The following is a 25868-nucleotide window of genomic DNA, read 5'->3' on the forward strand; positions in this document are numbered from 1 at the left end:
GAGGGTTACGCGGGCGCCGCGATCTGCGCCTGCTTGCGCACGATCAGCATGGCGATTTCCAGCGCCTGCTCGTAGTTCAGGCGCGGATCGACCGTGGACTTGTAGGCGCGTTCCAGATCGCTCTCGGTGAGTTCGCGCGCACCGCCGAGGCATTCGGTGACGTCCTCGCCGGTGAGTTCCAGGTGCACGCCGCCCAGGCGCGTGCCGGCGGCGGCATGCAGTTCGAACGCCTGCTCCAGCTCGCTGCGGATGTTGCGGAAACGGCGCGTCTTGTAGCCGTTGCTCGTGCTTTCCGTGTTGCCATGCATCGGATCGCAGACCCACAACACGCGGCGTCCGTCGCGGCGCACGGCGTCGAGCAGCGCCGGCAGCTTCTCGGCGATGCCGGTCGCGCCCATGCGGTGGATGAAGGTCAGGCGGCCCGGCTCGTCTTCCGGATTGAGCAGGTCGATCGTGCGCAGCAACTGGTCCGGCGTGACCGACGGGCCGACCTTCAGCGCGATCGGGTTACGGATGCCGCGGAAGTATTCCGCATGCGCGCCGTCGACCTGCGCGGTGCGCATGCCGATCCACGGGTAGTGCGTGCTCAGGTTGAACCAGCCCCAGTGGCGCGGCACCTGGCGCGTGAGCGATTCCTCGTACGGCAGCAGCAGCGCTTCGTGCGAGGTGTAGAAGTCGACGCGGTTGAGGTTGTGCACCTCGCTACCCGACAGCGTTTCCATGAAGCGCACCGCATCGCCGATCGCGTTGACCATGCGGCGGTATTCGTCGGCGAGCGGCGAATGGCCGACCCAGCTCAGGTTCCAGTATTCGGGGTGATGCAGGTCGGCGAAACCGCCGTCGATCAGCGCACGAACGAAGTTCATCGTCATCGCCGAACGCGCGTGCGCCTTGATCATGCGGCGCGGATCGGGCGTGCGCGCGTCCTTCGTGAACTCCGGCGCGTTGACCATGTCGCCGCGGTAGCTGGGCAGCGTGACATCGCCGATGGTCTCGGTATCGGCCGAACGCGGCTTTGCGTACTGGCCGGCGAAGCGCCCCACGCGCACCACGGGCTTGCGCAGGCCGTGCACGAGCACCAGGCTCATCTGCAGCAGCACCTTCAGCCGGTTGGAGATGACGTCGGAGGTGCAGCCGGAGAACGTCTCCGCGCAATCGCCGCCCTGCAGCAGGAAGCGCTTGCCTTCCTGCGCTTCGGCGAGCTGCTGCTTGAGGGAGAGGATCTCCCACGAGGTCACCAGCGGCGGCAGAGTACGCAGTTCGGCGAGCGCGCTGTCGAGCGCTGCGGCGTCGGGATACTGCGGCAACTGCATCGCGGTGCGGTTGCGCCAGGACTGGGGCGACCAGTCGGCGGGCAGGTTCACGGCGCGGAGGGTGCGGTCGGACGTGGGCATGACACGATGCTGCGATGCGGCGAACCACTATGGGCGCTCGTCCGGCGCGCTGCAACCGTTACAGCGGCAACCGAGCCGGGCCGCCCTTCTTCGGGTCCGGGATACGGTAAGGAACGCGCTCAGGCGCGACGGAAGGCCGCGTAACCGGCCCACAGCGCGAGGGCGACGAACCAGATCAGGCTCCACCAGGGCATCGACAGCCCGGCGAAGGTCCAGTCGACGTCGCCGCAGTTGCCGGTCGCCGTCATCACCTTGCGCACGACGTCCCACGTCGACATGGTCTCGCGCATGAACGACAGCGGCGCGCCGCACGAGGCCACGCCCGGCGGCTGCATCTGCACCCACACATGGCGGCCGGCCACCGCGATGCCGGCGAGCGCCGCGAGCAACGCGGCGATGCCGTAGGACTTGCGTCCGGCCGGGCGCTTCGGGCCGTGCAGTGCGCCGATCAGGAATACGATCCCCAGCGCGGCGAACGCCACGCGCTGGAAGATGCACAGGTTGCACGGCTCCAGCCCGTCGTGCAGCTGCAGGTAGATCGCATAAGCGAGCAGCCCTGCGCACGCGAGGAAGCCGAGGAAGAACTGGAGGCGGAACGAGCCGCGCAGGAGGGTCGTCATGGCGGGAGAGCTTAACCGGCCTGCGTGTTCGATTGCACGGCGAATGGGCGGCGATCGCACGGCTGGTCGCCGGCGGTGCACGGTTCGGCGCGCGGACGTTTGATTGGCCGGGGCCGTCGTACGTGCGGGTGGCGTTCGACTGCGCGCATATCCCGTCGCGGAATGGGCGGATGCATAGGCGCGATGCAGCGGCGTGGCGAACCCAGGTGCGCTTCGCTTACCCGGGCTACAACGGCGGCGACGCTCCCGCGCACCGACCGCTCGTCCCCTATCGGCGCTCGTGCGCGAGTCGCAAAAGCAAAAAACCCCGGCTCTCGCCGGGGTTCTGCTGGATCTTCCGTCGGCAGCCTGGGCTACCGGCAGCCTTCGGATTACTCCGCGGCGGCTTCCGGACGATCGACGAGTTCGACGTAGGCCATCGGCGCGTTGTCGCCAGCGCGGAAGCCGCACTTGAGGATGCGCACGTAGCCACCCGGACGCGCCTGGTAGCGCGGACCCAGCGTGGTGAACAGCGTGCCCACGGCTTCCTTGTCGCGCAGGCGCGAGAAGGCGAGGCGGCGGTTGGCGACGCCGTCGACCTTGGCCAGCGTGATGAGCGGCTCGGCGACGCGGCGAAGTTCCTTCGCCTTGGGCAGGGTGGTGCGGATGAGGCCGTGCTTGATCAGCGAGGCCGCCATGTTGGTGAACATGGCATCGCGATGGGCGCTGGTACGGCTGAACTTACGGCCGGCTTTCTGGTGGCGCATGACTGTGATTCCTGTTGAATGTTGAAACGCTGGAGTTCGCTGTCGCCTTCGTGGCGCTGTTACCTGGACTGCGGATGGTCCGAACCGGCGCTCCGTTGCCGGCTATGCCGCAGGGCTTGGGCCCTGTCGGCAGGACGCGGCGCTTTGATCGGATCAAAAGCGCCGCGCTTTGAACTTTGCTGCTGCCATCCCTGGCGAAAGGTGGTGGGCTCCGGAGAGTCCTGCCCGGGCATCCTGCCCGGTCGTTCGCGCCCGCAGCCGATGCCGGTGGGCATCGGCAAAGCGCGGGCCGTTCACCCCATCATGCCGTGGGAGGCGATGCCTGCCGGCGGCCAGTTCTCGAGCTTCATGCCGAGCGAAAGACCACGCTGGGCGAGGACTTCCTTGATCTCGGTAAGCGACTTCTTGCCGAGGTTCGGGGTCTTGAGCAGCTCCACTTCGGTCTTCTGGATCAGATCGCCGACGTAGTAGATGCTCTCGGCCTTGAGGCAGTTGGCCGAACGCACGGTCAGTTCGAGGTCGTCGATCGGGCGCAGCAGGATCGGGTCGATGCCGCTGGTGGCCGGCTTCGCCGCACCGCGATCGCGGTGGGTGAAATCGCCGAACACCGACAGCTGGTCGGTCAGGATGTCGGCCGCGGTGCGGACGGCTTCCTCGGCGTCGATCGTGCCGTTGGTCTCGATGTCCAGGACCAGCTTGTCCAGGTCGGTGCGCTGCTCGACGCGGGCCGCTTCCACGGCATACGCGACGCGGCGGACCGGCGAGAAGCTGGCGTCCAGCATCAGGCGACCGATGGCGCGGGTTTCCTCATCCGGACGACGACGCGCGGCCGCCGGCTGGTAGCCGAAACCGCGCTCGATCTTCAGACGCATGTTGAGCGCGGTGTCCTTGGTCAGGTGCGCGATCACATGATCCGTGTTGAGGATCTCGACGTTGTGGTCCGTCTTGATGTCGCCAGCGGTGACGATGCCCGGGCCCTGCTTCGCCAGCGACAGCGTCGCCGACTCGCCGGTGTGCATGCGGATCGCCACGTCCTTGAGGTTCAGCAGAACCTCAAGCACGTCTTCCTGCAGGCCTTCGACCGTGGTGTACTCGTGCAGCACGCCATCGATCTCGACTTCCGTGATTGCGAAGCCCGGAATCGACGACAGCAGCACACGGCGCAGCGCATTGCCGAGCGTATGGCCGTAGCCACGCTCCAGCGGTTCGATCACGACCTTGGCACGGTTGCCCGTAAGGCGCTCGATCTGGGGGCCGCGCGGGCGCAGCACCTGGTTTGCGGTAACCGTCATGTGTTGGCGTCTCCTGGGATTACTTCGAGTACAGCTCGACGATCAGCGCTTCGTTGATGTCGGCCGGCAGGTCGGCACGATCCGGAACGGCCTTGAACACGCCAGAGAACTTCTTGCTGTCGACTTCGACCCACGACGGCGAGAGGTCCATCTGCGATGCGACGGTCAGGGATTCCTGCACGCGCAGCTGCTTCTGGGCGCGCTCGGCCAGCGCGATCGCGTCGCCAGCCTTGACCTGGTACGACGGCAGATTGACCGGCTTGCCGTTGACCGTGACGCCGCGGTGCGAAACCAGCTGGCGGGCGGCCGGACGGGTCACCGCGAAGCCCATGCGGTAAACGACGTTGTCCAGGCGGGTCTCGAGGAGCTGCAGCAGGTTTTCACCCGTGTTGCCCTTCTTGGTCGAGGCCTTCTTGTAGTAGTTGCGGAACTGACGCTCCAGCAGGCCGTAGATACGCTTGACCTTCTGCTTCTCGCGCAGCTGGGTGGCGTAGTCGGACAGCTTGCCCTTGCGGGCGGTCGGACCGTGCTGGCCGGGCTTCTGCTCGAGCTTGCACTTGGAGTCGAGGGCGCGAGCCGACGACTTCAGGCCAAGGTCAGCGCCTTCGCGACGGGCGAGCTTACAGGTGGGACCAATATAACGAGCCATGTTCTTTCAGCTCCTCAGACGCGACGCTTCTTCGGCGGACGGCACCCGTTGTGCGGGATCGGCGTCACGTCGATGATGTTGATGATCTTGTACCCGACGTTGTTCAGCGAACGAACGGCGGATTCGCGGCCCGGACCCGGGCCCTTGATGCGGACTTCCAGCGACTTGACGCCGTAGTCCAGCGCGGCACGACCGGCCTTCTCGGCGGCGACCTGGGCAGCGAACGGGGTCGACTTGCGCGAGCCGCGGAAACCCGCGCCGCCCGAGGTCGCCCACGACAGCGCATTGCCCTGGCGGTCGGTGATCGTGACGATGGTGTTGTTGAAAGAAGCGTGGACGTGGGCGATGCCGTCGGTGACGACACGCTTGATCTTCTTCTTGGTCTTGGTAGCAGCCGGCTTAGCCATGGTCTAAGTCCTTACTTCTTGATGGCCTTGCGCGGACCCTTGCGGGTACGGGCATTGGTACGGGTGCGCTGGCCACGCAGCGGCAGACCGCGGCGATGACGCAGGCCGCGGTAGCAACCCAGGTCCATCAGGCGCTTGATCGCGATGCCGATCTCGCGGCGGAGGTCGCCCTCGACCACGTACTTGCCGACCTCGGCGCGCAGGCGCTCGACTTCCGGCTCGGACAGGTCACGGATTTTGGTGGTCGAGGTGACGCCAGCGGCTTCACAGACCTTCTTCGAACGGGTACGGCCGATGCCGTAGATGCTTTGCAGCCCGACCCAGACATGCTTCTGGGCAGGCAGATTGACGCCCGCAATACGCGCCATAACGCGATCTCCAACTGGTTTGGCGGCCAGGACGGATTAATCCCGGCGGAGTGAACTGGAAATTTTAACAAGGTCTCGGGTTAATAGGAAGCCCTGCCGCATCCCGGGGGACGCGGCAGTGCCCGGCATGGGGAGTGTGCCCATGCTCCGGCGACGAAACCGGACTGGTCGGACAAGGCGTTGAACTGCCCTGCCCGGCCCCGCGCGCTACTCTGGCGCGCGAAAGGTCCGGGATCACCCGCGCGCGAGACCGCCGCGCGAGCCGCCCTTCAAGTTCGCCTTCTTCAGCAGGCTCTCGTACTGATGCGACATCAGATGAGCCTGGATCTGGGCGATGAAATCCATGACCACCACGACCACGATCAGCAGCGAGGTGCCGCCGAAGTAGAACGAGGTGCCCAGTTCGGTGCGCATGACCTCCGGCAGGAGGCACACCAGCACCAGATAAGCCGCGCCGGCCGCCGTGAGGCGGGTGAGGACGCCGTCGATGTAGTCAGCCGTCGCCTTGCCCGGACGGATGCCCGGAATCAGCGCGCCCGACTTCTTCAGATTGTCGGCGGTTTCCTGCGAGTTGAACACCAGCGCGGTGTAGAAGAACGCAAAACCAGCGATGAGCCCGGCGTACAGGATCATGTGGAGCGGCTCGCCCGGGTTCAGCCACTGGCTGACACGATGCAGGAACGACCCCGAATTGCCCTGGCTGAACCAGTTGGCCGCCGTCGCCGGGAACATCACGATGCTCGAGGCGAAGATGGCCGGGATCACGCCCGACATGTTGAGCTTCAGCGGCAGGAACGACGACTGGTTCATGTACGCGCTACGGCCGCCCTGACGACGGGCGTAGTTCACCGTGATCCGGCGCTGGCCCCGCTCGACGAACACCACGAAGTACGTGAAGCCCAGGACGATCGCCACCACGACGATGGCCACGAGCGCGCTCATGTCGCCGTTGCGGATCTGCTCGAACATGCCGAACACGGCTGCCGGCAGGCCTGCCACGATGCCCGCGAAGATGATCAGCGAGACGCCGTTGCCGATGCCGCGCTCCGTCACCTGTTCGCCCAGCCACATCAGGAACATGGTGCCCGCCGTCAGCGCGATCACCGCGGTCAGGATGAAGCCCGGACCCGGGTTGTAGACCACCGCGATGCCCTGGCTCGCGCCACCGGCCTGAAGCGCAGTGGCGATACCCCAGGCCTGGAACACGGCCAACGGGATCGCACCCATGCGCGACCACTGGTTGATCTTGCGCCGGCCCGACTCGCCTTCCTTCTGGATGGCCTTCAGACTGGGCACGATCTGCACCAGCAACTGCACGATGATCGACGCCGAGATGTACGGCATCACGTTCAGCGCGAACAGGCTGAAGCGATGGAGGGCGCCACCGGAGAACATGTTGAACATGTCCACGATGGTGCCCTTCTGGGTTTCCATCAGCCGGAGCATGGCTTCCGGATTGACGCCCGGCACCGGGATGTAGCAGCCGATGCGGTAGACGATCAGGGCACCGACCACGAACAGCAGGCGCTGGCGGAGCTCGGTGAACTTACCGAGTCCGCCACCGAGGCCGGCTACCGCGTTGCTACCGCTGCGCGCCATCCGTCGATTACTCCTCGACCTTGCCGCCGGCCGCTTCAATCGCGGCCTTCGCGCCGGCCGTAGCGGCCACGCCCTTGAGCACGAACTTCTTGGTCAGCTCGCCCTTCACCACGATCTTGGCCTGCTTCGCGGTGCTCGGCACCAGCTTGGCGGCCTTCAGGGCGGCGAAATCGACGTCACCGGCCGGCAGCTTGTCCAGCTGGTACAGCAGCACTTCGGCCGTGTCCCTGGCGAGCTTCGAACGGAAGCCGATCTTCGGCAGACGGCGCTGCATCGGCATCTGACCGCCTTCGAAGCCGGCCTTGATCTTGCCCTTACCCGAGCGCGCGAACGAGCCCTTGTGACCGCGACCGGCGGTCTTGCCCAGGCCGGAACCGATACCGCGACCGACGCGGGTACGCTCGGTACGGGCGCCGTCGGCGGGCTGCAGAGTGTTGAGACGCATGTTGATTACTCCTCGACTCGGACGAGGTAGTGCAGCTGATTGATCAGGCCACGCACCTGCGGGCTGTCCTTCAGTTCACGCACGTCGTTGAGCTTGTTCAGGCCCAGCGCACGCACCGACAGACGGTGACGCGACTGGGTGCCACGCAGACCCTTGACCAGGCGCACCTTGACGGTGCCGCCGGCGACAGCTTCGTTCTTAGCCATTGATCAGGTCCTCCACCTTCTTGCCACGCTTCGCGGCGATCTTGGCCGGCGAATGCATGTCGGTCAGGCCCTTCAGCGTGGCGCGGACCAGGTTGATCGGGTTACGCGAACCGACGGCCTTGGCCAGCACGTTCTTCACGCCGACGGCTTCCAGGACGGCGCGCATCGCGCCACCAGCGATGACGCCGGTACCTTCGGAAGCAGGCTGCATGAACACGCGGGCTGCGCCGTGGCCGGCCTTCACCGAGTGCCACAGAGTGCCATTGTTCAGGTCGACGTTTGCCATCGACTTGCGAGCGTATTCCATCGACTTCTGGATCGCGACCGGCACTTCGCGCGCCTTGCCGTAACCGAAGCCGACCTTGCCGTTGCCGTCGCCCACCACCGTCAGCGCGGTGAAGGTGAACTGGCGACCGCCCTTGACGGTCTTGCTGACGCGGTTGACCGCGATCAGCTTCTCGATCATGCCGTCGTCGATCTCTTCGCGGTTGCGGTCGCGATCACGACCCCGCGGTGCACGTTGTTCTTCTGCCATTTCGATAGCTCGGTAGTTGAGGGATTTGCGGCTTCGCCGCTTATCGTTGTGGTGTGTTGCGGGTGCTTCGCGATCGCGGAAATCCGTGGTCGCGCCCGGCATTCCCCATGCCGGCGGGCGAAAACCCAGGCGTGGGGACGAATCCCCACGCCTTCAAGGCATCAGAACTGCAGGCCACCCTCGCGGGCGGCGTCGGCGAGCGCCTTGATGCGACCGTGGTAACGGTAGCCCGAGCGGTCGAAGGCGACCTTCTCGATACCGGCGGCCTTCGCCTTCTCGGCGATGATGCGACCGACCTTGGCGGCGGCGTCGGCGTTCTTGCCGTTCTTCAGGCCTTCCTTGACGTCGGACTGCACGGTCGAGGCCGAAGCCAGGACCTTGGAGCCGTCGGAGGTGAAGACCTGGGCGTACAGGTGCTGGCCGGTGCGCAGCACCGACAGGCGCGGCACGCCGAGTTCGCGGATGTGCGCGCGGGTCGACTTGGCGCGGCGCAGACGGGCGGTGTTCTTGTTCATGTGCGTATCTCCGAAAGCTGAAGACCCGGTTAGGCCTTCTTGGCTTCCTTGCGGATGATGACTTCGCCGGCGTACTTCACGCCCTTGCCCTTGTAGGGCTCCGGCGGACGGACAGCGCGGATCTTGGCGGCGAACTCACCGACCGCCTGCTTGTCTGCGCCGGCGACGACGATTTCGGTCTGCGACGGCGTGGCGATGGTGATGCCGGCCGGAGCCTGCAGCAGCACCGGGTGCGAGAAACCCAGCGCCAGGTTCAGGTCCTTGCCCTGCATCGAGGCACGGTAACCGACGCCCACCAGCTCGAGCTTGCGCTCGAAGCCTTCGGAAACGCCCTTGACCATGTTGGACAGGATGGCGCGCAGCGTGCCGGCCAGCGGGATCAGGGCGGCGTCCTCGGTGGAGAACGTGGCCGTGCCGTTGTCGACATTGACGTTGATACCGGCCGGCTTCGCGACGCTCAGGGTTCCCTTCGGGCCCTTGGCGCTGATCGATTCGGCCTGGATGTTGAGTTCGACACCCTTCGGGAGGGCGACCGGCTTCTTGGCAACTCGGGACATGTCTATTCCTCCCTTAGGCCACGAAGCACAGGACCTCACCGCCGACGCCCTGCTGGCGCGCCTGCGCATCGGTCATGATGCCCTTCGAGGTGGAGATGATGGCGATACCGAGGCCGCCCAGGACCTTCGGCAGATTGGCCTTGCCGCGGTACTGGCGCAGGCCCGAACGGGAGTAGCGCTCGAGGCGCTCGATCACCGGCTTGCCTTCGTAGTACTTCAGCGAGATTTCGAGTTCGGACTTGCCGGCGCCGGCTTCGGTCACGCGCGAACCGAGGATGTAGCCCTCGTCCTGCAGCACCTTGGCGATGGCCACCTTGACCTTCGACGACGGCATCTTCACCGTCTGCTTCCGGACAGCCGCCGCATTCTTGATGCGGACCAGCATGTCGGCGATGGGATCAGTCATGCTCATGAATATGCACCTATGAGTAGCACCGATATCCGCGGGATTGCGAATTCAGTTGTAGTGCCTGCTTGATCGGGAAAGTTCCCGGCAGGCGCCCCGCCCTGTCGGTCGGGGCATGACGCGAGCGAGCCGGCAAGTCTAGCAGACTTGCCGGCGCCCTGTCTTACCAGCTGGCCTTGCGCAGGCCCGGAACGTCACCGTTCATGGTGGCCTTGCGCAGCATGTTGCGGCCGAGGCCGAACTTGCGGTACACGCCACGCGGACGGCCCGACAGCTCGCAGCGGTTGCGCTGGCGGCTCGGCGAGGAGTCGCGCGGCAGCTTCTGCAGCTTGGTGGCCGCTTCCAGCTTGTCCTCGTACGAGGCCGTCTGGCTGGAGATGATCTTCTTCAGCGCCTCGCGCTTGGCGCCGTGCTGCTTGGCCAGCTTCGCCCGCTTGATCTCGCGGTTGACCATGGAGGTCTTAGCCATTGTTCAATCCTCGAGTTAGTTGCGGAACGGGAAGCGGAACGCTTCCAGCAGGGCCTTCGCCTCGGCGTCGGTCTTCGCGGTCGTGGTGATCGCGATGTCCATGCCGCGGATCGCGTCGACGGCGTCGAAGTCGATTTCCGGGAAGATGATCTGTTCCTTGACGCCCATGTTGTAGTTGCCACGGCCATCGAACGAACGCCCCGACACGCCGCGGAAGTCACGCACGCGCGGCAGCGAGATGTTGATCAGACGGTCCAGGAACTCGAACATGTGGGCGCGACGCAGCGTCACCTTGCAGCCGATCGGCCAGCCGTCGCGGATCTTGAACGAAGCCACCGACACGCGGGACTTGGTCACGATCGGCTTCTGGCCCGAGATCTTGGTCAGGTCGGCGACCGCGTTCTCCAGGATCTTCTTGTTCGTGGCGGCTTCGCCAACGCCCATGTTGATCGTGATCTTTGACAGGCGCGGCACTTCCATCGGGTTCGTGTAACCGAACTTCTTGGTCAGGGCCGGGACGACTTCGTCCTTGTAGAACTTTTCGAGACGGGTGGTCATTTGAGCATTCCTCAGGCGTCAACCGCCTCACCGCTGGAGCGGAACACACGCAGTTTGCGTCCATCCTCCAGCACCTTGAAACCGACGCGCTCACCCTTGCCAGTGGCCGGGTTGAACAGCATCACGTTGGAAATGTGGATCGGCGCTTCGCGCTCGACCACGCCGCCCGGCTGGCCAGCCTGCGGATTCGGCTTGGTGTGGCGCTTGACGACGTTGATGTTCGACACGACGACCTTCTCGCCGAGCACGCGCACCACTTCGCCCTTCTTGCCCTTGTCCTTGCCGGTGGTGACGATCACCTGATCGCCCTTGCGGATACGGTTCATATCAATTCCTCCGCTCAGAGCACTTCAGGAGCGAGCGAGACGATCTTCATGAACTTCTCGGTACGCAGCTCGCGGGTCACAGGCCCGAAGATGCGGGTACCGATCGGTTCCTGCTTGTTGTTCAGGAGCACGGCGGCATTGCCGTCGAAGCGGATCAGCGAACCGTCCGGTCGACGCACGCCCTTGCGGGTGCGCACGACAACGGCGTCGTAGACGTCGCCCTTCTTGACCTTGCCACGCGGGATCGCGTCCTTGACGGTGACCTTGATGATGTCGCCGATGCCGGCGTAACGGCGCTTCGAGCCGCCCAGCACCTTGATGCACATCACTTCCTTGGCACCGGAGTTGTCAGCCACATCGAGGTAGCTCTGCATCTGGATCATGACTCAGCCTCCTCTTATTCGGCCGCGCGGCTGACGATCTCAACCACGCTCCAGTTCTTGGTCTTCGACATCGGCGCAATTTCCTTCACCCGCACGACATCGCCTTCCTTGCAGGCGTTGTCGGCGTCGTGGGCGTGGAGCTTGGTCGAGCGGCGGATGTACTTGCCGTACAGCGCGTGCTTGACCTGGCGCTCGACGAGCACGGTGACGGTCTTGTCCATCTTGTTGCTGACAACCCGGCCTTCAACCGTGCGGACAGCCTTCTCTGTATTGTTGTCGGTCATGGCGGGTCCTTACTTCTTCTCGCCGAGCAGCGTGTTGACGCGAGCGATCTCGCGGCGCACGCGGCGGACGTCGTGGGTCTTGGCGAGCTGGCCGGTGGCCTTCTGCATGCGCAGGGAGAACGTCTCCTTGTGCAGCTCGGCCAGATGGGCCTTCAGTTCGTCGGCCGACTTCTCTCGCAGTTGCTTGAGGTCCATTAGCGCACCGTCCGGGTAACGAAAGTGGTGGTCACCGAGAGCTTGGCGGCGGCCAGACGGAACGCTTCACGCGCCACGTCCTCTGCCACGCCTTCGATCTCGTAAATCATGCGACCGGGCTGGATCTGGGCGACCCAGTACTCGACGTTGCCCTTACCGGAGCCCATTCGGACTTCGATCGGCTTCTTGGTGATCGGCTTGTCGGGGAACACGCGGATCCACATCTTGCCGCCGCGCTTCACGTAGCGGCTGATGGAACGACGCGCGGCCTCGATCTGGCGCGCGGTCAGCTGACCGTGCGCCGTCGCCTTCAGGCCGTACTCGCCGAAGCTGACGGCATTGCCGTTCCAGCTCAGGCCTTCATTGCGGCCCTTGTGTACCTTGCGGTACTTGGTTCGCTTGGGTTGCAACATGGCTTAGTCCCTCGCCTCGCGGTTGGCGCGCGCCGGACGGGCCGGACGCTCGCTGCGCTCTGCACGCGGCGCTTCTTCCTGCTTCTCCTGGCCCACCTGCGAGAAGTCGAACACCTCGCCCTTGTAGATCCAGACCTTGATGCCGATGATGCCGTACGTCGTCTTGGCTTCAGCGAAGCCGTAGTCGATGTCGGCACGCAGCGTGTGCAGCGGCACGCGACCTTCGCGGTACCACTCCGAACGCGCGATCTCGGCGCCGTTCAGGCGGCCGGCGACGTTGACCTTGATGCCCAGGGCACCCAGGCGCATCGCATTGCCCACGGCGCGCTTCATCGCGCGACGGAACATGATGCGGCGCTCGAGCTGCTGCGCGATCGACTCGGCGACCAGCTGCGCGTCGAGTTCCGGCTTGCGGACCTCGGTGACATTGATGTGCGCCGGAACGCCCATCACGTCGCTGACTTCCTTGCGCAGCTTCTCGATGTCCTCGCCGCGCTTGCCGATCACCACGCCCGGACGGGCGGTGTGGATCGTCACGCGGGCGTTGTTCGCCGGACGCTCGATGAAGATCTTCGAGATGCCGGCCTGCGCCAGCTTTTTGCGAAGCAGATCACGGACCTTCAGGTCCGCCGCCAGGAAGTCGGCGTACTGCTTCTTGTTGGCAAACCACTTGGAGTTCCAATCCTTGGCGATGCCCAGGCGGATGCCGGTGGGATGAACTTTATGACCCATTGTCTGACTCCGCCTTACTTGCCCGCGCCCACAACCACAGTGATGTGGCTGGTGCGCTTGAGGATGCGGGTGCCGCGGCCCTTCGCACGCGCCATGAAGCGCTTCAGTGCGGGACCCTCGTCCACCATGATGGTCTTGACCTTGAGCTCGTCGATGTCGGCGCCCTGGTTGTTCTCGGCGTTGGCAATCGCGGACTCCACCACCTTCTTGATCAGGTGGGCAGCCTTCTTGTCCGAGAACTTCAGCAGGTTGACGGCGCGCTCGGCCGACAGACCACGCACCTGGTCGGCGACCAGGCGGGCCTTCTGCGGGGAGATGCGCGCGGTGCGCAGGATGGCTTTCGCTTCCATGGTCATCTCCTTACTTGCCCGACTTCTTGTCGCCGCCGTGACCCTTGAACGTACGGGTCAGGGCGAACTCGCCAAGCTTGTGGCCAACCATGTTCTCGTTGACCAGCACCGGGATGTGGTTCTTGCCGTTGTGCACGGCGATGGTGAAACCCACCATCTCCGGCAGGATCATCGAACGACGCGACCAGGTCTTGATCGGCTTCTTGTTGTTGCCCGCGGTCTCCACCTTCTTGATCAGGTGGTGGTCGACGAACGGGCCTTTCTTCAGTGAACGTGCCATGGCCGATTAGCTCCTGCGATCGCGCACGATGAACTGCTGGGTGCGCTTGTTCTTGCGGGTCTTGTAACCCTTGGTCGGCACACCCCACGGGGTGACCGGATGCGGGTTACCCTGGCCGGCCTTGGCCTCACCACCGCCGTGCGGGTGGTCGACCGGGTTCATGGCCGCACCGCGGACGGTCGGCTTGATGCCGCGCCAACGCGCTGCACCGGCCTTGCCCAGCTTCTCCAGGTTGTGCTCGTCGTTGCCGACTTCGCCGATCGTGGCGCGGCACTCGGCCGGCACCTTGCGCATTTCGCCGGAGCGAAGACGCAGCGTGGCGTAGCCCTGCTCGCGAGCGACCAGGTAGGCGCTGGCGCCGGCCGCGCGGGCCAGCTGGGCGCCCTTGCCCGGCTTCATTTCGACGCAGCAAACCGTCGTACCGACCGGAATGTTGGTCAGCGGCAGCGTGTTGCCGACGCGGATCGGGGCGTCACGGCCCGCGATCACCTGGTCGCCATCCTTCAGGCCCTTCGGGGCGATGATGTAACGGCGCTCACCGTCGACGTAGCACAGCAGCGCGATGTGCGCGGTGCGGTTCGGGTCGTACTCGATGCGTTCGACGCGGGCGGGGATGCCTTCCTTGTCGCGCTTGAAGTCGATGATGCGGTAGTGCTGCTTGTGACCACCACCGATGTGACGGGTGGTGATGCGGCCGTGGTGGTTACGACCGCCGGTCTTGCCCTGCTTCTCGACGAGCGCCGCGTGCGGGGCGCCCTTGTGCAGGCCCGGGGTCACCACGCGAACCGCGCTGCGGCGGCCGGCGGAGGTGGGCTTGAAAGTCATCAATGCCATGGGTCTTTCCTCAGGCCTTGGCCATCACGTCGATCGACTGGCCTTCGGCCAGCGTCACGTACGCCTTGCGCCAGCTGCCGCGGCTACCGGCGCGAAAACGGAAGGACTTGTTCTTGCCCTTGACGTTCACGACGTTGACCGCTTCAACCTTCACTTCGAACAGCTTTTCCACGGCGACCTTGATGTCTGCCTTGGTAGCGTCCGTCGCGACTTCGAAGACGTACTGGTTGGAAACTTCCTGCAGACGGGCGGTCTTTTCGGACACGCGCGGCGCACGGATGATGTTGTAGAGCTTGGCCTCGTTCATGCCAGCCACTCCTCGATCTTCTTGACCGCGTCGGCGGTGACCACGACCGAGTCGGCGCCGACGAGGGCGACCGGATCCAGGCCCTGGACGTCACGCACTTCGACGTACGGCAGGTTGCGCGCCGAGAGGTACAGGTTCTCGGTGGCATCTTCGGTGACGATCAGCGGACGCTTGCCGACTTCCAGGCCCTTGAGCTTGGAAACCAGACCGGCGGTCTTCGGGGCGTCCAGATCGAACGACTCGACGACCTTGATGCGGCCCTGGCGGTTCAGCTCGGACAGGATCGCGGCGATCGCGGCGCGGTACATCTTGCGGTTGACCTTCTGCGCGAAGCTGCGCGGCTTGGCCGCGAAGGTCACGCCGCCGCCGACGAAGATCGGAGCCGTCAGCGCGCCATGACGCGCACCGCCGCCCTTCTGCTTCTTCGACTTCTTGGTCGTACCGTTGACTTCAGAACGGGTCTTCTGCGCCTTGGTGCCCGCGCGACCGGCGTTGCGATAGGCAACGACCACCTGGTGGACCAGGTCTTCGCTGAATTCGCGGCCGAAGATCGCGTCGGAAACCGACACAGTCTTGCTGCTGTTGGTGATGGCGAGTTCCATCGTCATCTCTCCTTATGCCTTGCTCGAGGGACGCACGATGACGTCGCCACCCGGCGCACCCGGCACGGCACCCTTGATGGCGATCAGGCCGCGCTCGGCGTCGACCTTCACCACTTCAAGGCGCTGCGTGGTCTGGGTTTCCGCGCCCATGTGACCGGCCATCTTCTTGCCCGGGAACACGCGGCCCGGCGTCTGGCGCTGGCCGATGGAGCCCGGCGAACGATGCGACAGCGAGTTACCGTGCGTCGCGTCGCCCATCGTGAAGTTCCAGCGCTTGATCGTGCCCTGGAAGCCCTTGCCCTTCGTGACGCCCTGGACGTCGACCAGCTGGCCGGCGCTGAAGATGTCGGCCTTGATCTCGCCGCCCACTTCAAAGCCACCGATCTGGTCGGCTTCCACGCGCAGCTCCCACAGGCCACGACCGGCTTCGACCTTCGCCTTGGCGAGGTGACCGGCTTCCGGCTTGTTGACGAGCGCGGCGCGGCGCACGCCGACGGTGACCTGCACGGCGCTGTAGCCGTCGGTGTCGTCGGTCTTGATCTGGGTGATTCGGTTCGGGGTCGCTTCGATCAGCGTCACCGGAACCGACTTGCCGTCTTCAGTGAAGAAACGGCTCATGCCGGCCTTGCGACCGACGATGCCCAACGAATACTTCTTCGCGGTCATGGTGGGAGCCTCAGGTCAGCTTGATCTGGACGTCGACGCCAGCCGCGAGTTCGAGCTTCATCAGCGCGTCCACGGTCTTGTCGTTCGGATCGACGATGTCGAGCACGCGCTTGTGCGTGCGGGTCTCGTACTGGTCGCGCGCGTCCTTGTCGGCGTGCGGCGACACGAGAATGGTGTAGCGCTCGATCTTGGTCGGCAGCGGAATCGGGCCCTTGACCTGGGCACCGGTGCGCTTAGCCGTCTCGACGATCTCGCTGGCCGAGCGGTCGATCAGGCGATGATCGTACGCTTTGAGCCGGATTCGGATCTTTTGGTCCGCCATGACGGAATTCCTTGGTTAAAAGAGCGACGGGCCGGCCTCTGGGTGTGCCGTACCCCTGAAAAAATGCAAACACCCCGGAGCTGCACCCTCGCCCCGGAGCTTCCATGCCTCAAAAAACAAGGCAGACCGGTCACCCGGCCCGCCCAGACGGAGTAGAACGCACGAAGAGCCCCGTTTAGCGTTCCTTGGAAGCCCGAAGGCCCGGAACGTACGGAGCGCGCCGTGCGACATGTCCCTGTCTGGCGAACACGAGGCGCTTCCTGCACCTCATTTCGCTGGTTGCGGCGGTTCCCGAGGGATCTGCCGCAGTGGTCGTGCATTCTAACCGGATATCCACAGCCTGCGCAAGCACCGGGTCCGGCAAGACAAAGCCCGGCGCGCGAGGCGCCGGGCTTCGTTCATCACTTCAGGATCTTCGCCACGACGCCGGCGCCGACGGTGCGGCCGCCTTCGCGGATCGCGAAGCGCAGGCCTTCGTCCATCGCGACCGGGTTGATCAGCGTGACCGACATCTTGATGTTGTCGCCCGGCATGACCATCTCGACGCCTTCCGGCAGCGTCACCGCGCCGGTGATGTCGGTGGTGCGGAAGTAGAACTGCGGGCGGTAGCCCTTGAAGAACGGCGTGTGACGGCCACCCTCGTCCTTCGACAGCACGTACACCTCGGCTTCGAACTCGGTGTGCGGGGTGATCGAACCCGGCTTGGCCAGCACCTGGCCGCGCTCCACGTCGTCACGCTTGGTGCCGCGCAGCAGCAGACCGGCGTTGTCGCCCGCCTGGCCCTGGTCCAGCAGCTTGCGGAACATCTCCACGCCCGTGACCGTGGTCTTCTGCGTCGGACGGATGCCGACGATTTCGATTTCGTCGCCCACCTTGATGATGCCGCGCTCGATACGGCCGGTCACCACGGTGCCGCGGCCCGAGATCGAGAATACGTCTTCCACCGGCATCAGGAACGGCTTGTCGACGTCACGCTGCGGCTCCGGAATGAACGTGTCCAGCGCGTCCACCAGCTTCAGGATCGCCGGCACGCCGATTTCCGACTGGTCGCCTTCCAGCGCCAGACGCGCCGAACCCTTGATGATCGGGGTGTCGTCGCCCGGGAACTCGTACTTCGTCAGCAGCTCGCGCACTTCCATCTCGACGAGCTCCAGCAGCTCGGCGTCGTCCACCATGTCGGCCTTGTTCAGGAACACCACGATGTACGGCACGCCCACCTGGCGCGACAGCAGGATGTGCTCGCGCGTCTGCGGCATCGGGCCGTCAGCGGCCGAGCACACCAGGATCGCGCCGTCCATCTGCGCCGCACCCGTGATCATGTTCTTCACGTAGTCGGCGTGGCCCGGGCAGTCCACGTGCGCGTAGTGGCGCGTCGGGCTTTCGTACTCGACGTGCGCCGTCGAGATCGTGATGCCGCGCGCCTTCTCTTCCGGCGCCGCGTCGATCGCGTCGTACGCCTTGAACTCGCCACCGAAACGCTCCGCGCCCACCTTCGTCAGCGCCGCCGTCAGCGTGGTCTTGCCGTGGTCGACGTGACCGATCGTGCCCACGTTCACGTGCGGCTTGGTGCGCTCAAACTTACCCTTGGCCATGGCTATCTCTCTCTAAAAAAAGTTGTTGCTAGTTGATCTGGCATAACAGGGTGCCGGCGGGGGCCGGCACCCGCGGACTCAGCTATCAGCCGCCCTTCTTCATCACCGCGTCGGCGATGTTGGCCGGGGCTTCGGCGTAGTGGTCGAACTCCATCGTGAAGGTCGCGCGGCCCTGCGACATCGAACGCAGCGACGTCGCGTAGCCGAACATTTCGCCCAGCGGCACCATCGCGTTGATGACCTTGCCCGACGGGCTGTCGTCCTGACCGGACAGCAGGCCACGGCGGCGGCTCACATCGCCCATGACGTCGCCGACGTACTCTTCCGGCGTCACGATCTCGACCTTCATCATCGGCTCCAGCAGGACCGGATCGGCCTTGCGGAAGCCCTCCTTGAAGGCCATCGACGAGGCGAGCTTGAACGCCATCTCCGACGAGTCGACGTCGTGGTACGAACCGAAGACGAGCTTGACCTTGACGTTCACCACCGGGAAGCCGGCGAGCGGACCGCTGGTGATCGTCTCACGCAGGCCCTTCTCGACCGCCGGGATGAATTCCTTCGGGATCACGCCACCGGTGATGTCGTTGATGAACAGGAAATCGTTCTCGACGTCCGGATTGGCGCGATCGGCTTCGGTCATCGGCGACAGCTCGATCACGACGTGACCGTACTGACCCTTACCGCCCGACTGCTTGGCGTGCTTGTAGTCCGACTTCACGTCCGACTTGCGGATCGTTTCGCGGTAGGCCACCTGCGGCTTGCCGACGTTCGCTTCCACGTTGAACTCGCGACGCATGCGGTCGACGATGATGTCCAGGTGCAGCTCGCCCATGCCGGCGATGATGGTCTGGCCGGATTCCTCGTCGGTACGGACGCGGAAGGAGGGATCTTCCTGCGCGAGACGCGACAGGGCCATGCCCATCTTTTCCTGGTCCGACTTCGTCTTCGGCTCGACCGCCATCGAGATGACGGGTTCCGGGAAGGTCATGCGCTCGAGCGTGATGACGTGGTCGGCGGCGCACAGCGTGTCGCCGGTGGTCACGTCCTTCAGGCCCACGGCGGCAGCGATGTCGCCCGCGCGGACTTCCTTGATTTCGTCACGCTGGTTGGCGTGCATCTGCAGGATGCGGCCGATGCGCTCCTTCTTCGACTTGACCGGGTTGAACACCTGGTCGCCGGAGTTGAGCACGCCCGAGTAGACGCGGAAGAACGTCAGCGCGCCGACGAACGGGTCGGTCATGATCTTGAACGCGAGCGCGGAGAACGGCTCGGAATCCGACGCCTTGCGGCTGTCTTCCTTTTCGTTCTCGTCGATGCCCTGCACCGGCGGACGATCGGCCGGCGACGGCAGCAGGTTGATCACGCCGTCGAGCATGGCCTGCACGCCCTTGTTCTTGAACGCCGAGCCGCAGAACACCGGCACGATTTCCACGCGCAGGGTGCGCTCGCGCAGGCCGGCGATGATCTCGGCCTCCGACAGCTCGCCTTCGGACAGGTACTTGTCCATCAGCGCTTCGTTCGCTTCGGCCGCGGCTTCGACCATGAAGCTGCGCGCAGCCTCGGACTTCGCCTGCAGATCGGCCGGAATGTCGCGGTACTCGAACTTCGTGCCCTGCGAGGCGACATCCCAGTGGATGGCCTTCATCTTGAGCAGGTCGATCACGCCCTCGAAGCCGTCTTCAGCGCCGACCGGCACCTGCATCGGCACGGCGTACGCGCCCAGGCGGGACTTCAGCTGTTCGACGACCTTGTCGAAGTTGGCACCGGTGCGGTCCATCTTGTTGACGAACGCCATGCGCGGCACCGAGTACTTGTTGGCCTGGCGCCACACGGTCTCGGACTGCGGCTGCACGCCACCGACGGCGCACAGGACGAACACCGCGCCGTCGAGCACGCGCAGCGAACGCTCCACCTCGATGGTGAAGTCGACGTGGCCTGGGGTGTCGATGATGTTGAAGCGGTGCTGCGGCAGGGACTTGTCCATGCCGGTCCAGAACGCGGTCGTCGCGGCCGACGTGATGGTGATGCCGCGCTCCTGCTCCTGCTCCATCCAGTCCATCGTCGCGGCACCTTCGTGCACTTCGCCGATCTTGTGGCTGACGCCGGTGTAGAACAGGATGCGTTCCGACGTGGTGGTCTTGCCGGCATCGATGTGGGCCATGATGCCGAAGTTGCGGTAACGCTCGATGGGAGTGGTGCGAGCCACGGGACCCTCTCGTAAATTTTGGAATTCCAGATGGCCAGATGCCGGCACTGGGCCGGCGTCCGGTTCGCATGGCGGCTCTCTTGCCGCCGCGGCAGCTCAGCGGGCTGCCGGGGCCGGCGACCCCGATATGGGGCCGCCTCGCTCAGATCACCAGCGGTAGTGAGCGAACGCCTTGTTCGCTTCCGCCATGCGGTGGGTTTCTTCGCGCTTCTTGATGGCGCCGCCACGGTTTTCCGAGGCGTCCAGCAGTTCCGCCGCGAGCTTGCGCGGCATCGTGTTTTCACCGCGCTTGCGGGCCGACTCGATCAGCCAACGCATCGCCAGCGCCATGCGGCGCGAGGCGCGCACTTCGACCGGCACCTGGTAGGTGGCGCCGCCGACGCGACGCGACTTCACTTCGACCGCCGGAGCCACGTTGCCCAGCGCCTTCTCGACGAGTTCGAGGGCGTTGGGGTTCTTCTCGCCGATGACATCCATCGCGCCGTAGACGATCTTCTCGGCGACCGACTTCTTGCCACTCTGCATGACCATGTTGATGAAACGGGCGATCGTCTCGCTGCCGTGCTTGGGGTCCGGCAGGACCGAACGCTGGGGGGTGGAACCTTTACGCGACATGGTGCGTACCTATTCTGTGATTCTTGTACGAAAGGCCGTTGGAGCGACCGAACGGATCAGGACTTCGGACGCTTGGCGCCGTACTTGGAGCGGGCCTGGCGACGCTTGGCGACGCCGGCGGCGTCGAGCGAACCACGCACGGTGTGGTAACGCACGCCCGGCAGGTCCTTCACACGGCCGCCGCGGATCAGCACCACCGAGTGCTCCTGCAGGTTGTGGCCTTCGCCACCGATGTACGAGATGACCTCGTAACCGTTGGTCAGGCGCACCTTGGCCACCTTGCGCAGCGCCGAGTTCGGCTTCTTCGGGGTGGTGGTGTACACACGGGTGCAAACGCCACGACGCTGCGGGCAGTTCGCCAGCGCCGGCGAGGCGCTCTTGTAGGTGGTCGCCTGCCGCGGCTTGCGGACCAGCTGATTGATCGTCGCCATCTGGAACTCTTTGAGGAAGGCCGTCGGGCCTACGTGGAAAAAACGAACGGCACGCCGGAGGAACCCGGCATACCGAGACGAAAAAGTATAGCCCGCGTTCGACGTTACCGTCAACGCGGACTAAACCGGATGCCCTGCCCGGCCATCATGGATGGCGCACGGCTGGGGCTTCACTGCGATCCCGCCCGTCCTGGGCCGAACACGAGGCGCATTCCGTGCGACCTCATTTCGTGATCTGGGCGAACCACGAAGGTTCGCGAAAACGCCCGGGATTGTACCGGCAAACCGGGCGGGTGGAAACCCGCCCGGCGTGGCGCCCCTTACGAGGCGCTGGACTCCTCGCCCTGGACGTCGGCGGTCTCGGTCGCCGGCTCGGCGCTCGCCACCGGGGTGGACAGCGCTTCCAGCTCCGATTCCGTCAGGCCCGTGGCGCCGCGACGGCGCTGGGTGTGGTACGCCAGACCGGTACCGGCCGGGATCAGGCGACCCACGATCACGTTCTCCTTCAGGCCGCGCAGGCTGTCGCGGGTACCGCGCACGGCGGCCTCGGTCAGCACGCGGGTGGTTTCCTGGAAGGAAGCCGCCGAGATGAACGACTCGGTCGCCAGCGAGGCCTTGGTGATGCCGAGCAGCACCGGCTCGAACTTCGCCACGATCTCGTTGCGACCCGCCAGGCGCGCGTTCTCCTCGATCACGCGCTGGCGCTCGACCTGCTCGCCATTGAGGAACTTGCTGTCGCCCTGGTCGATGATCTCGACCTTGCGCAGCATCTGGCGAACGATCACCTCGATGTGCTTGTCGTTGATCTTCACGCCCTGCAGGCGGTAGACGTCCTGGATTTCCTTGGTCAGGTACACGGCCAGCGGCTCGACCCCCAGCAGGCGCAGGATGTCCTGCGGGCTCGGCTCGCCGTCCACCACGGTCTCGCCCTTCTCGACGTGCTCGCCTTCGAACACGATGATCTGGCGGTACTTCGGGATGAGCTCTTCGTGCTCGTTTCCGTCGGTGTCCTTGATGATCAGGCGCTGCTTGCCCTTGGTGTCCTTGCCGAACGACACGATGCCCGAACGCTCCGCCAGCACCGCCGGATCCTTCGGCTTGCGGGCTTCGAACAAGTCGGCCACGCGCGGCAGACCACCGGTGATGTCGCGGGTCTTCGACGCTTCCTGCGGGATCTTGGCGACCACGTCGCCCACGCCCACCGGCGCGCCGTCCTGCAGGTTCACGATCGAGCGCGGCGGCAGCAGGTACTGCGCCGGCAGGTCGGTACCCGGGATGGTCAGGTCCTTGCCGTTCTTGTCGACGATGCGGACGATCGGACGCAGGTCCTTGCCCTGCGAGCCGCGACGCTTCGGATCGGTGATCTCGCGCGAGGCCAGGCCGGTCAGTTCGTCGGTCTTCTCGATGACGGTGACGCCGTCGACGAAGTCGATGAAGCGCACGAAGCCCGCCACTTCCGACACGATCGGGTGGTTATGCGGATCCCAGTTGGCGACCGTCTGGCCGGCCTTGATCTCCGCGCCGTCCTTCACGGTGACGGTGGCGCCGTACGGCAGCTTGTAGCGCTCGCGCTCGCGGCCGTGGCCGTCGAGCACCGACAGTTCGCCCGAACGCGAGACCGCCACCAGGCTGCCGCTGGCGTGCTCGACGTGCTTGAGGTTGTTGAACTTGATCGTACCGGTGGTCTTGACGGTCACGTTGTCGATGGCCGCAGCACGCGACGCCGCACCACCGATGTGGAACGTACGCATCGTCAGCTGCGTACCCGGCTCGCCGATCGACTGCGCGGCGACGACGCCGACCGCTTCGCCGTGGTTGACCAGGTGACCGCGACCCAGGTCGCGACCGTAGCAGTGCGAGCACACGCCGAACGAGCTGGAGCAGGTGATGGTCGAACGCACCTTGATCGACTGGACGCTGGCGTCCTCGAGCTTCTGCACCCAGGCTTCGTCGAGCAGGGTGTTGCGCGTGACGATCGGTTCCTCGTCGTTGCCCGGCAGGAACACGTCCTCGGCCACGACGCGACCGAGCACGCGGTCGCGCAGCGGTTCGACCACGTCGCCGCCTTCGACGATCGGGGTCATGGTGAGACCTTCGAACGTGCCGCAATCGGTCTCGGTGATCACCACGTCCTGCGCCACGTCGACGAGGCGGCGGGTCAGGTAACCCGAGTTCGCCGTCTTCAGCGCGGTATCGGCCAGACCCTTACGGGCACCGTGGGTCGAGATGAAGTACTGGAGGACGTTCAGGCCTTCGCGGAAGTTCGCGGTGATCGGCGTCTCGATGATCGAGCCGTCCGGCTTGGCCATCAGGCCGCGCATGCCGGCCAGCTGACGGATCTGCGCCTGCGAACCACGCGCGCCGGAGTCGGCCATGATGTAGATCGAGTTCATCGACTTCTGGTCGATGGTCTCGCCCTTCGCGTTCTGCACCTTCTCGGTGCCGATCGCGTCCATCATCGCCTTGGCCACGCGCTCGTTCGTGCGCGACCAGATGTCGACGACCTTGTTGTAGCGCTCGCCGGCGGTGACCAGACCCGACTGGTACTGCTCCTGGATTTCCAGGACTTCGGCTTCCGCCTCGTCCAGGATGCCCTTCTTCTCGACCGGGATGAGCATGTCGTCGATGCCGATCGACACGCCGGCACGCGTTGCGTAGCCGAAGCCGGTGTACATCAGCTTGTCGGCGAACACGACCGTGTCCTTCAGGCCGAGCATGCGGTAGCACGAGTTGATCAGGCGGCTGATGTTCTTCTTGGTCAGCTCGACGTTGGCCAGCGCGAACGGCAGGCCTTCCGGCAGGATTTCACGCAGCAGGGCGCGACCCACGGTCGTGTCGACGATCGAGGTCTTCTGCTCGGTGGTGCCGTCCTCGTTCCTCACCGTCTCGGTGATGCGCACCTTGCACTTGGCGTGCAGCTGCACGACGCGGTTGTCGTAGGCGCGCTTGACTTCGGCGACGTTGGCGAACGCCATGCCCTCGCCCGCCTTGTTTTCCAGGGCGCGGGTCATGTAGTACAGGCCGAGCACGACGTCCTGCGACGGCACGATGATCGGCTCGCCGTTCGCCGGCGACAGGATGTTGTTCGACGCCATCATCAGCGCACGCGCTTCCAGCTGGGCTTCCAGCGAGAGCGGCACGTGGACGGCCATCTGGTCACCGTCGAAGTCGGCGTTGAACGCGGTGCAGACCAGCGGATGCAGCTGGATCGCCTTGCCTTCGATCAGCACCGGCTCGAACGCCTGGATGCCCAGGCGGTGCAGCGTCGGCGCGCGGTTCAGCAGGACCGGATGCTCGCGGATCACCTCTTCGAGGATGTCCCACACCTCGGCCTCTTCGCGCTCGACGAGCTTCTTGGCGGCCTTGATCGTCGTGGCGAGGCCACGGCGCTGCAGCTTGGCGAAGATGAAGGGCTTGAACAGCTCCAGCGCCATCTTCTTCGGCAGGCCGCACTCGTGCAGGCGCAGGGTCGGACCGACCACGATGACCGAACGGCCCGAGTAGTCCACGCGCTTGCCGAGCAGGTTCTGGCGGAAGCGGCCCTGCTTGCCCTTGATCATGTCGGCGAGCGACTTGAGCGGGCGCTTGTTGGTGCCGGTGATGGCACGGCCGCGACGGCCGTTGTCCATCAGCGCGTCGACCGACTCCTGCAGCATGCGCTTCTCGTTGCGCACGATGATGTCGGGCGCGTTGAGTTCGAGCAGGCGACGCAGGCGGTTGTTGCGGTTGATGACGCGGCGGTACAGGTCATTGAGGTCGGAGGTCGCGAAGCGGCCACCGTCCAGCGGCACCAGCGGACGCAGGTCCGGCGGCAGCACCGGCAGCACGGTCATGACCATCCACTCCGGACGGTTGCCGGATTCGAGGAAGGCTTCGACCAGCTTGATGCGCTTGGTGAGGCGCTTGAGCTTGGTCTCGCTGTTGGTCGCGGCGATCTCTTCCTTCAGCGTGACCATTTCCGACTGCAGATCGATCGTGCGCAGCAGCTCATAGACGGCCTCGGCGCCCATCGACGCCTCGAAGTCGTCGCCGTGCTCCTGGCGCGCCTGCAGGAACTGCTCTTCGGTGAGCAGCGTGCCGCGCTCCAGCGCGGTCAGGCCCGGCTCCGTCACCACGTAGGCTTCGAAGTACAGGATGCGTTCGATGTCGCGCAGCGTCATGTCCAGCATCAGGCCGATGCGGGACGGAAGCGACTTCAGGAACCAGATGTGCGCGACCGGCGAGGCCAGGTCGATGTGGCCCATGCGCTCGCGGCGCACCTTGGCCAGCGTCACTTCCGTGCCGCACTTCTCGCACACCACGCCACGGTGCTTCATGCGCTTGTACTTGCCGCACAGGCACTCGTAGTCCTTGATCGGACCGAAGATCGCGGCGCAGAACAGGCCGTCGCGCTCGGGCTTGAAGGTGCGGTAGTTGATGGTTTCCGGCTTCTTCACTTCGCCGTAGGACCAGGAACGGATCAGGTCCGGCGAGGCCAGCGCGATCTTGATGGCGTCGAAGTCGATCGCCGCGCGCTGCTGGTTGAAGAGGTTGAGCAGGTCTTTCATGTTTTTCTCCAATCGGA

Annotated in this window: 34 protein-coding genes; all 34 read right to left on the reverse strand. The window is 65.1% G+C overall.

Features of this window, described 5'->3' with window-relative positions:
* Positions 1–5 precede the first annotated feature (5 nt).
* The 34 genes from I4U41_RS03855 to rpoC all read right to left on the reverse strand — a co-directional run bounded on the left by I4U41_RS03855 (position 6) and on the right by rpoC (position 25851).
* Positions 6–1394, reverse strand: a complete 1389-nt coding sequence (locus tag I4U41_RS03855) for a class II 3-deoxy-7-phosphoheptulonate synthase (protein ID WP_206859809.1) — start codon at positions 1392–1394, stop codon at positions 6–8.
* Between the two features lie 119 nt (positions 1395–1513).
* Positions 1514–2014 (reverse strand): disulfide bond formation protein B, encoded by a 501-nt coding sequence (locus tag I4U41_RS03860; RefSeq protein ID WP_206859810.1) that lies wholly within the window; start codon positions 2012–2014, stop codon positions 1514–1516.
* 371 nt (positions 2015–2385) lie between these two features.
* Positions 2386–2760, reverse strand: a complete 375-nt coding sequence (gene rplQ / locus I4U41_RS03865) for a 50S ribosomal protein L17 (RefSeq protein WP_158982351.1) — start codon at positions 2758–2760, stop codon at positions 2386–2388.
* 293 nt (positions 2761–3053) lie between these two features.
* Complete coding sequence (locus I4U41_RS03870) at positions 3054–4052, reverse strand: DNA-directed RNA polymerase subunit alpha (RefSeq protein ID WP_206859811.1); 999 nt, start codon at positions 4050–4052, stop codon at positions 3054–3056.
* Between the two features lie 19 nt (positions 4053–4071).
* The gene (gene rpsD, locus I4U41_RS03875) at positions 4072–4701 is read right to left on the reverse strand and encodes a 30S ribosomal protein S4 (protein ID WP_115843837.1); all 630 of its coding nucleotides are present in this window, start codon (positions 4699–4701) and stop codon (positions 4072–4074) included.
* Positions 4702–4715: 14 nt separating this feature from the next.
* Positions 4716–5108, reverse strand: coding sequence for a 30S ribosomal protein S11 (rpsK, locus tag I4U41_RS03880; RefSeq protein WP_115843839.1), 393 nt, complete (start codon positions 5106–5108; stop codon positions 4716–4718).
* An 11-nt stretch (positions 5109–5119) separates the two neighbouring features.
* On the reverse strand, positions 5120–5476 hold the full coding sequence (rpsM, locus tag I4U41_RS03885) for a 30S ribosomal protein S13 (RefSeq protein ID WP_206859812.1): 357 nt from the start codon (positions 5474–5476) through the stop codon (positions 5120–5122).
* 234 nt (positions 5477–5710) lie between these two features.
* Positions 5711–7075 (reverse strand): preprotein translocase subunit SecY, encoded by a 1365-nt coding sequence (gene secY / locus I4U41_RS03890; RefSeq protein ID WP_206859813.1) that lies wholly within the window; start codon positions 7073–7075, stop codon positions 5711–5713.
* Positions 7076–7082: 7 nt separating this feature from the next.
* A complete protein-coding gene (gene rplO / locus I4U41_RS03895; RefSeq protein ID WP_206860399.1) occupies positions 7083–7526 on the reverse strand; it encodes a 50S ribosomal protein L15 in 444 nt (147 codons plus the stop codon).
* Positions 7526–7726 carry a 50S ribosomal protein L30 gene (gene rpmD / locus I4U41_RS03900; protein WP_115843848.1) on the reverse strand — a complete coding sequence of 67 codons (201 nt, stop codon included), beginning with the start codon at positions 7724–7726 and terminating at the stop codon, positions 7526–7528. Before rpmD ends, rplO begins: the two co-directional genes overlap by 1 nt.
* Positions 7719–8261 (reverse strand): 30S ribosomal protein S5, encoded by a 543-nt coding sequence (gene rpsE, locus I4U41_RS03905; RefSeq protein ID WP_206860400.1) that lies wholly within the window; start codon positions 8259–8261, stop codon positions 7719–7721. Before rpsE ends, rpmD begins: the two co-directional genes overlap by 8 nt.
* A gap of 161 nt (positions 8262–8422) precedes the next feature.
* Entirely contained in the window at positions 8423–8776 is a 354-nt protein-coding gene (rplR, locus tag I4U41_RS03910) for a 50S ribosomal protein L18 (RefSeq protein WP_206859814.1), read from the reverse strand.
* A gap of 29 nt (positions 8777–8805) precedes the next feature.
* A complete protein-coding gene (rplF, locus tag I4U41_RS03915; protein WP_206859815.1) occupies positions 8806–9333 on the reverse strand; it encodes a 50S ribosomal protein L6 in 528 nt (175 codons plus the stop codon).
* A gap of 13 nt (positions 9334–9346) precedes the next feature.
* Positions 9347–9745, reverse strand: coding sequence for a 30S ribosomal protein S8 (rpsH, locus tag I4U41_RS03920; RefSeq protein WP_206859816.1), 399 nt, complete (start codon positions 9743–9745; stop codon positions 9347–9349).
* A 157-nt stretch (positions 9746–9902) separates the two neighbouring features.
* Positions 9903–10208 carry a 30S ribosomal protein S14 gene (rpsN, locus tag I4U41_RS03925; protein ID WP_206859817.1) on the reverse strand — a complete coding sequence of 102 codons (306 nt, stop codon included), beginning with the start codon at positions 10206–10208 and terminating at the stop codon, positions 9903–9905.
* A 15-nt stretch (positions 10209–10223) separates the two neighbouring features.
* Positions 10224–10766: a 50S ribosomal protein L5 gene (rplE, locus tag I4U41_RS03930; RefSeq protein ID WP_206859818.1), complete on the reverse strand. Its 543-nt coding sequence runs from the start codon at positions 10764–10766 to the stop codon at positions 10224–10226.
* Between the two features lie 11 nt (positions 10767–10777).
* The gene (rplX, locus tag I4U41_RS03935) at positions 10778–11092 is read right to left on the reverse strand and encodes a 50S ribosomal protein L24 (protein ID WP_206859819.1); all 315 of its coding nucleotides are present in this window, start codon (positions 11090–11092) and stop codon (positions 10778–10780) included.
* A gap of 14 nt (positions 11093–11106) precedes the next feature.
* Positions 11107–11475 (reverse strand): 50S ribosomal protein L14, encoded by a 369-nt coding sequence (rplN, locus tag I4U41_RS03940; RefSeq protein ID WP_056136003.1) that lies wholly within the window; start codon positions 11473–11475, stop codon positions 11107–11109.
* A 14-nt stretch (positions 11476–11489) separates the two neighbouring features.
* Positions 11490–11759, reverse strand: coding sequence for a 30S ribosomal protein S17 (rpsQ, locus tag I4U41_RS03945; protein ID WP_115843866.1), 270 nt, complete (start codon positions 11757–11759; stop codon positions 11490–11492).
* A gap of 9 nt (positions 11760–11768) precedes the next feature.
* On the reverse strand, positions 11769–11954 hold the full coding sequence (gene rpmC, locus I4U41_RS03950) for a 50S ribosomal protein L29 (protein WP_206859820.1): 186 nt from the start codon (positions 11952–11954) through the stop codon (positions 11769–11771).
* Positions 11954–12367, reverse strand: a complete 414-nt coding sequence (gene rplP / locus I4U41_RS03955; protein ID WP_055902334.1) for a 50S ribosomal protein L16 — start codon at positions 12365–12367, stop codon at positions 11954–11956. The genes rpmC and rplP overlap by 1 nt, the downstream gene beginning before the upstream one ends.
* 3 nt (positions 12368–12370) lie before the next feature.
* The gene (gene rpsC, locus I4U41_RS03960) at positions 12371–13099 is read right to left on the reverse strand and encodes a 30S ribosomal protein S3 (protein WP_206859821.1); all 729 of its coding nucleotides are present in this window, start codon (positions 13097–13099) and stop codon (positions 12371–12373) included.
* A gap of 14 nt (positions 13100–13113) precedes the next feature.
* Positions 13114–13449 carry a 50S ribosomal protein L22 gene (gene rplV, locus I4U41_RS03965; protein WP_115843977.1) on the reverse strand — a complete coding sequence of 112 codons (336 nt, stop codon included), beginning with the start codon at positions 13447–13449 and terminating at the stop codon, positions 13114–13116.
* A 10-nt stretch (positions 13450–13459) separates the two neighbouring features.
* Positions 13460–13729 (reverse strand): 30S ribosomal protein S19, encoded by a 270-nt coding sequence (gene rpsS, locus I4U41_RS03970; RefSeq protein WP_200606502.1) that lies wholly within the window; start codon positions 13727–13729, stop codon positions 13460–13462.
* A 6-nt stretch (positions 13730–13735) separates the two neighbouring features.
* Positions 13736–14563: a 50S ribosomal protein L2 gene (gene rplB, locus I4U41_RS03975; RefSeq protein WP_206859822.1), complete on the reverse strand. Its 828-nt coding sequence runs from the start codon at positions 14561–14563 to the stop codon at positions 13736–13738.
* A gap of 10 nt (positions 14564–14573) precedes the next feature.
* Positions 14574–14870, reverse strand: a complete 297-nt coding sequence (gene rplW / locus I4U41_RS03980) for a 50S ribosomal protein L23 (RefSeq protein WP_115843875.1) — start codon at positions 14868–14870, stop codon at positions 14574–14576.
* Positions 14867–15472 carry a 50S ribosomal protein L4 gene (rplD, locus tag I4U41_RS03985; protein ID WP_206859823.1) on the reverse strand — a complete coding sequence of 202 codons (606 nt, stop codon included), beginning with the start codon at positions 15470–15472 and terminating at the stop codon, positions 14867–14869. The genes rplW and rplD overlap by 4 nt, the downstream gene beginning before the upstream one ends.
* 12 nt (positions 15473–15484) lie before the next feature.
* Positions 15485–16138, reverse strand: a complete 654-nt coding sequence (gene rplC, locus I4U41_RS03990) for a 50S ribosomal protein L3 (RefSeq protein WP_206859824.1) — start codon at positions 16136–16138, stop codon at positions 15485–15487.
* A gap of 10 nt (positions 16139–16148) precedes the next feature.
* Positions 16149–16460, reverse strand: a complete 312-nt coding sequence (gene rpsJ / locus I4U41_RS03995; protein ID WP_036137876.1) for a 30S ribosomal protein S10 — start codon at positions 16458–16460, stop codon at positions 16149–16151.
* 401 nt (positions 16461–16861) lie between these two features.
* Positions 16862–18052, reverse strand: a complete 1191-nt coding sequence (tuf, locus tag I4U41_RS04000) for an elongation factor Tu (RefSeq protein WP_206859825.1) — start codon at positions 18050–18052, stop codon at positions 16862–16864.
* Positions 18053–18137: 85 nt separating this feature from the next.
* Entirely contained in the window at positions 18138–20258 is a 2121-nt protein-coding gene (gene fusA, locus I4U41_RS04005; protein WP_206859826.1) for an elongation factor G, read from the reverse strand.
* A 147-nt stretch (positions 20259–20405) separates the two neighbouring features.
* The gene (rpsG, locus tag I4U41_RS04010) at positions 20406–20873 is read right to left on the reverse strand and encodes a 30S ribosomal protein S7 (protein ID WP_206859827.1); all 468 of its coding nucleotides are present in this window, start codon (positions 20871–20873) and stop codon (positions 20406–20408) included.
* 56 nt (positions 20874–20929) lie between these two features.
* A complete protein-coding gene (rpsL, locus tag I4U41_RS04015; RefSeq protein WP_206859828.1) occupies positions 20930–21304 on the reverse strand; it encodes a 30S ribosomal protein S12 in 375 nt (124 codons plus the stop codon).
* 320 nt (positions 21305–21624) lie between these two features.
* Positions 21625–25851 (reverse strand): DNA-directed RNA polymerase subunit beta', encoded by a 4227-nt coding sequence (rpoC, locus tag I4U41_RS04020; RefSeq protein ID WP_206859829.1) that lies wholly within the window; start codon positions 25849–25851, stop codon positions 21625–21627.
* Positions 25852–25868: the final 17 nt, after the last annotated feature.

Source organism: Lysobacter changpingensis (genome assembly GCF_017308985.1).
GTDB lineage: Bacteria > Pseudomonadota > Gammaproteobacteria > Xanthomonadales > Xanthomonadaceae > Lysobacter_J > Lysobacter_J changpingensis.

Bases quoted from the DNA above. Each gene is read 5' to 3' on its own strand.
- I4U41_RS03855 (WP_206859809.1), bottom strand. From the start codon at position 1,394: ATGCCCACGTCCGACCGCACCCTCCGCGCCGTGAACCTGCCCGCCGAC.
- I4U41_RS03860 (WP_206859810.1), bottom strand. From the start codon at position 2,014: ATGACGACCCTCCTGCGCGGCTCGTTCCGCCTCCAGTTCTTCCTCGGC.
- rplQ (WP_158982351.1), bottom strand. From the start codon at position 2,760: ATGCGCCACCAGAAAGCCGGCCGTAAGTTCAGCCGTACCAGCGCCCAT.
- I4U41_RS03870 (WP_206859811.1), bottom strand. From the start codon at position 4,052: ATGACGGTTACCGCAAACCAGGTGCTGCGCCCGCGCGGCCCCCAGATC.
- rpsD (WP_115843837.1), bottom strand. From the start codon at position 4,701: ATGGCTCGTTATATTGGTCCCACCTGTAAGCTCGCCCGTCGCGAAGGC.
- rpsK (WP_115843839.1), bottom strand. From the start codon at position 5,108: ATGGCTAAGCCGGCTGCTACCAAGACCAAGAAGAAGATCAAGCGTGTC.
- rpsM (WP_206859812.1), bottom strand. From the start codon at position 5,476: ATGGCGCGTATTGCGGGCGTCAATCTGCCTGCCCAGAAGCATGTCTGG.
- secY (WP_206859813.1), bottom strand. From the start codon at position 7,075: ATGGCGCGCAGCGGTAGCAACGCGGTAGCCGGCCTCGGTGGCGGACTC.
- rpmD (WP_115843848.1), bottom strand. From the start codon at position 7,726: ATGGCTAAGAACGAAGCTGTCGCCGGCGGCACCGTCAAGGTGCGCCTG.
- rpsE (WP_206860400.1), bottom strand. From the start codon at position 8,261: ATGGCAGAAGAACAACGTGCACCGCGGGGTCGTGATCGCGACCGCAAC.
- rplR (WP_206859814.1), bottom strand. From the start codon at position 8,776: ATGAACAAGAACACCGCCCGTCTGCGCCGCGCCAAGTCGACCCGCGCG.
- rplF (WP_206859815.1), bottom strand. From the start codon at position 9,333: ATGTCCCGAGTTGCCAAGAAGCCGGTCGCCCTCCCGAAGGGTGTCGAA.
- rpsH (WP_206859816.1), bottom strand. From the start codon at position 9,745: ATGAGCATGACTGATCCCATCGCCGACATGCTGGTCCGCATCAAGAAT.
- rpsN (WP_206859817.1), bottom strand. From the start codon at position 10,208: ATGGCTAAGACCTCCATGGTCAACCGCGAGATCAAGCGGGCGAAGCTG.
- rplE (WP_206859818.1), bottom strand. From the start codon at position 10,766: ATGACCACCCGTCTCGAAAAGTTCTACAAGGACGAAGTCGTCCCGGCC.
- rplX (WP_206859819.1), bottom strand. From the start codon at position 11,092: ATGAACCGTATCCGCAAGGGCGATCAGGTGATCGTCACCACCGGCAAG.
- rplN (WP_056136003.1), bottom strand. From the start codon at position 11,475: ATGATCCAGATGCAGAGCTACCTCGATGTGGCTGACAACTCCGGTGCC.
- rpsQ (WP_115843866.1), bottom strand. From the start codon at position 11,759: ATGACCGACAACAATACAGAGAAGGCTGTCCGCACGGTTGAAGGCCGG.
- rpmC (WP_206859820.1), bottom strand. From the start codon at position 11,954: ATGGACCTCAAGCAACTGCGAGAGAAGTCGGCCGACGAACTGAAGGCC.
- rplP (WP_055902334.1), bottom strand. From the start codon at position 12,367: ATGTTGCAACCCAAGCGAACCAAGTACCGCAAGGTACACAAGGGCCGC.
- rpsC (WP_206859821.1), bottom strand. From the start codon at position 13,099: ATGGGTCATAAAGTTCATCCCACCGGCATCCGCCTGGGCATCGCCAAG.
- rplV (WP_115843977.1), bottom strand. From the start codon at position 13,449: ATGGAAGCGAAAGCCATCCTGCGCACCGCGCGCATCTCCCCGCAGAAG.
- rpsS (WP_200606502.1), bottom strand. From the start codon at position 13,729: ATGGCACGTTCACTGAAGAAAGGCCCGTTCGTCGACCACCACCTGATC.
- rplB (WP_206859822.1), bottom strand. From the start codon at position 14,563: ATGGCATTGATGACTTTCAAGCCCACCTCCGCCGGCCGCCGCAGCGCG.
- rplW (WP_115843875.1), bottom strand. From the start codon at position 14,870: ATGAACGAGGCCAAGCTCTACAACATCATCCGTGCGCCGCGCGTGTCC.
- rplD (WP_206859823.1), bottom strand. From the start codon at position 15,472: ATGGAACTCGCCATCACCAACAGCAGCAAGACTGTGTCGGTTTCCGAC.
- rplC (WP_206859824.1), bottom strand. From the start codon at position 16,138: ATGACCGCGAAGAAGTATTCGTTGGGCATCGTCGGTCGCAAGGCCGGC.
- rpsJ (WP_036137876.1), bottom strand. From the start codon at position 16,460: ATGGCGGACCAAAAGATCCGAATCCGGCTCAAAGCGTACGATCATCGC.
- tuf (WP_206859825.1), bottom strand. From the start codon at position 18,052: ATGGCCAAGGGTAAGTTTGAGCGCACCAAGCCGCACGTGAACGTGGGC.
- rpsG (WP_206859827.1), bottom strand. From the start codon at position 20,873: ATGTCGCGTAAAGGTTCCACCCCCCAGCGTTCGGTCCTGCCGGACCCC.
- rpsL (WP_206859828.1), bottom strand. From the start codon at position 21,304: ATGGCGACGATCAATCAGCTGGTCCGCAAGCCGCGGCAGGCGACCACC.
- rpoC (WP_206859829.1), bottom strand. From the start codon at position 25,851: ATGAAAGACCTGCTCAACCTCTTCAACCAGCAGCGCGCGGCGATCGAC.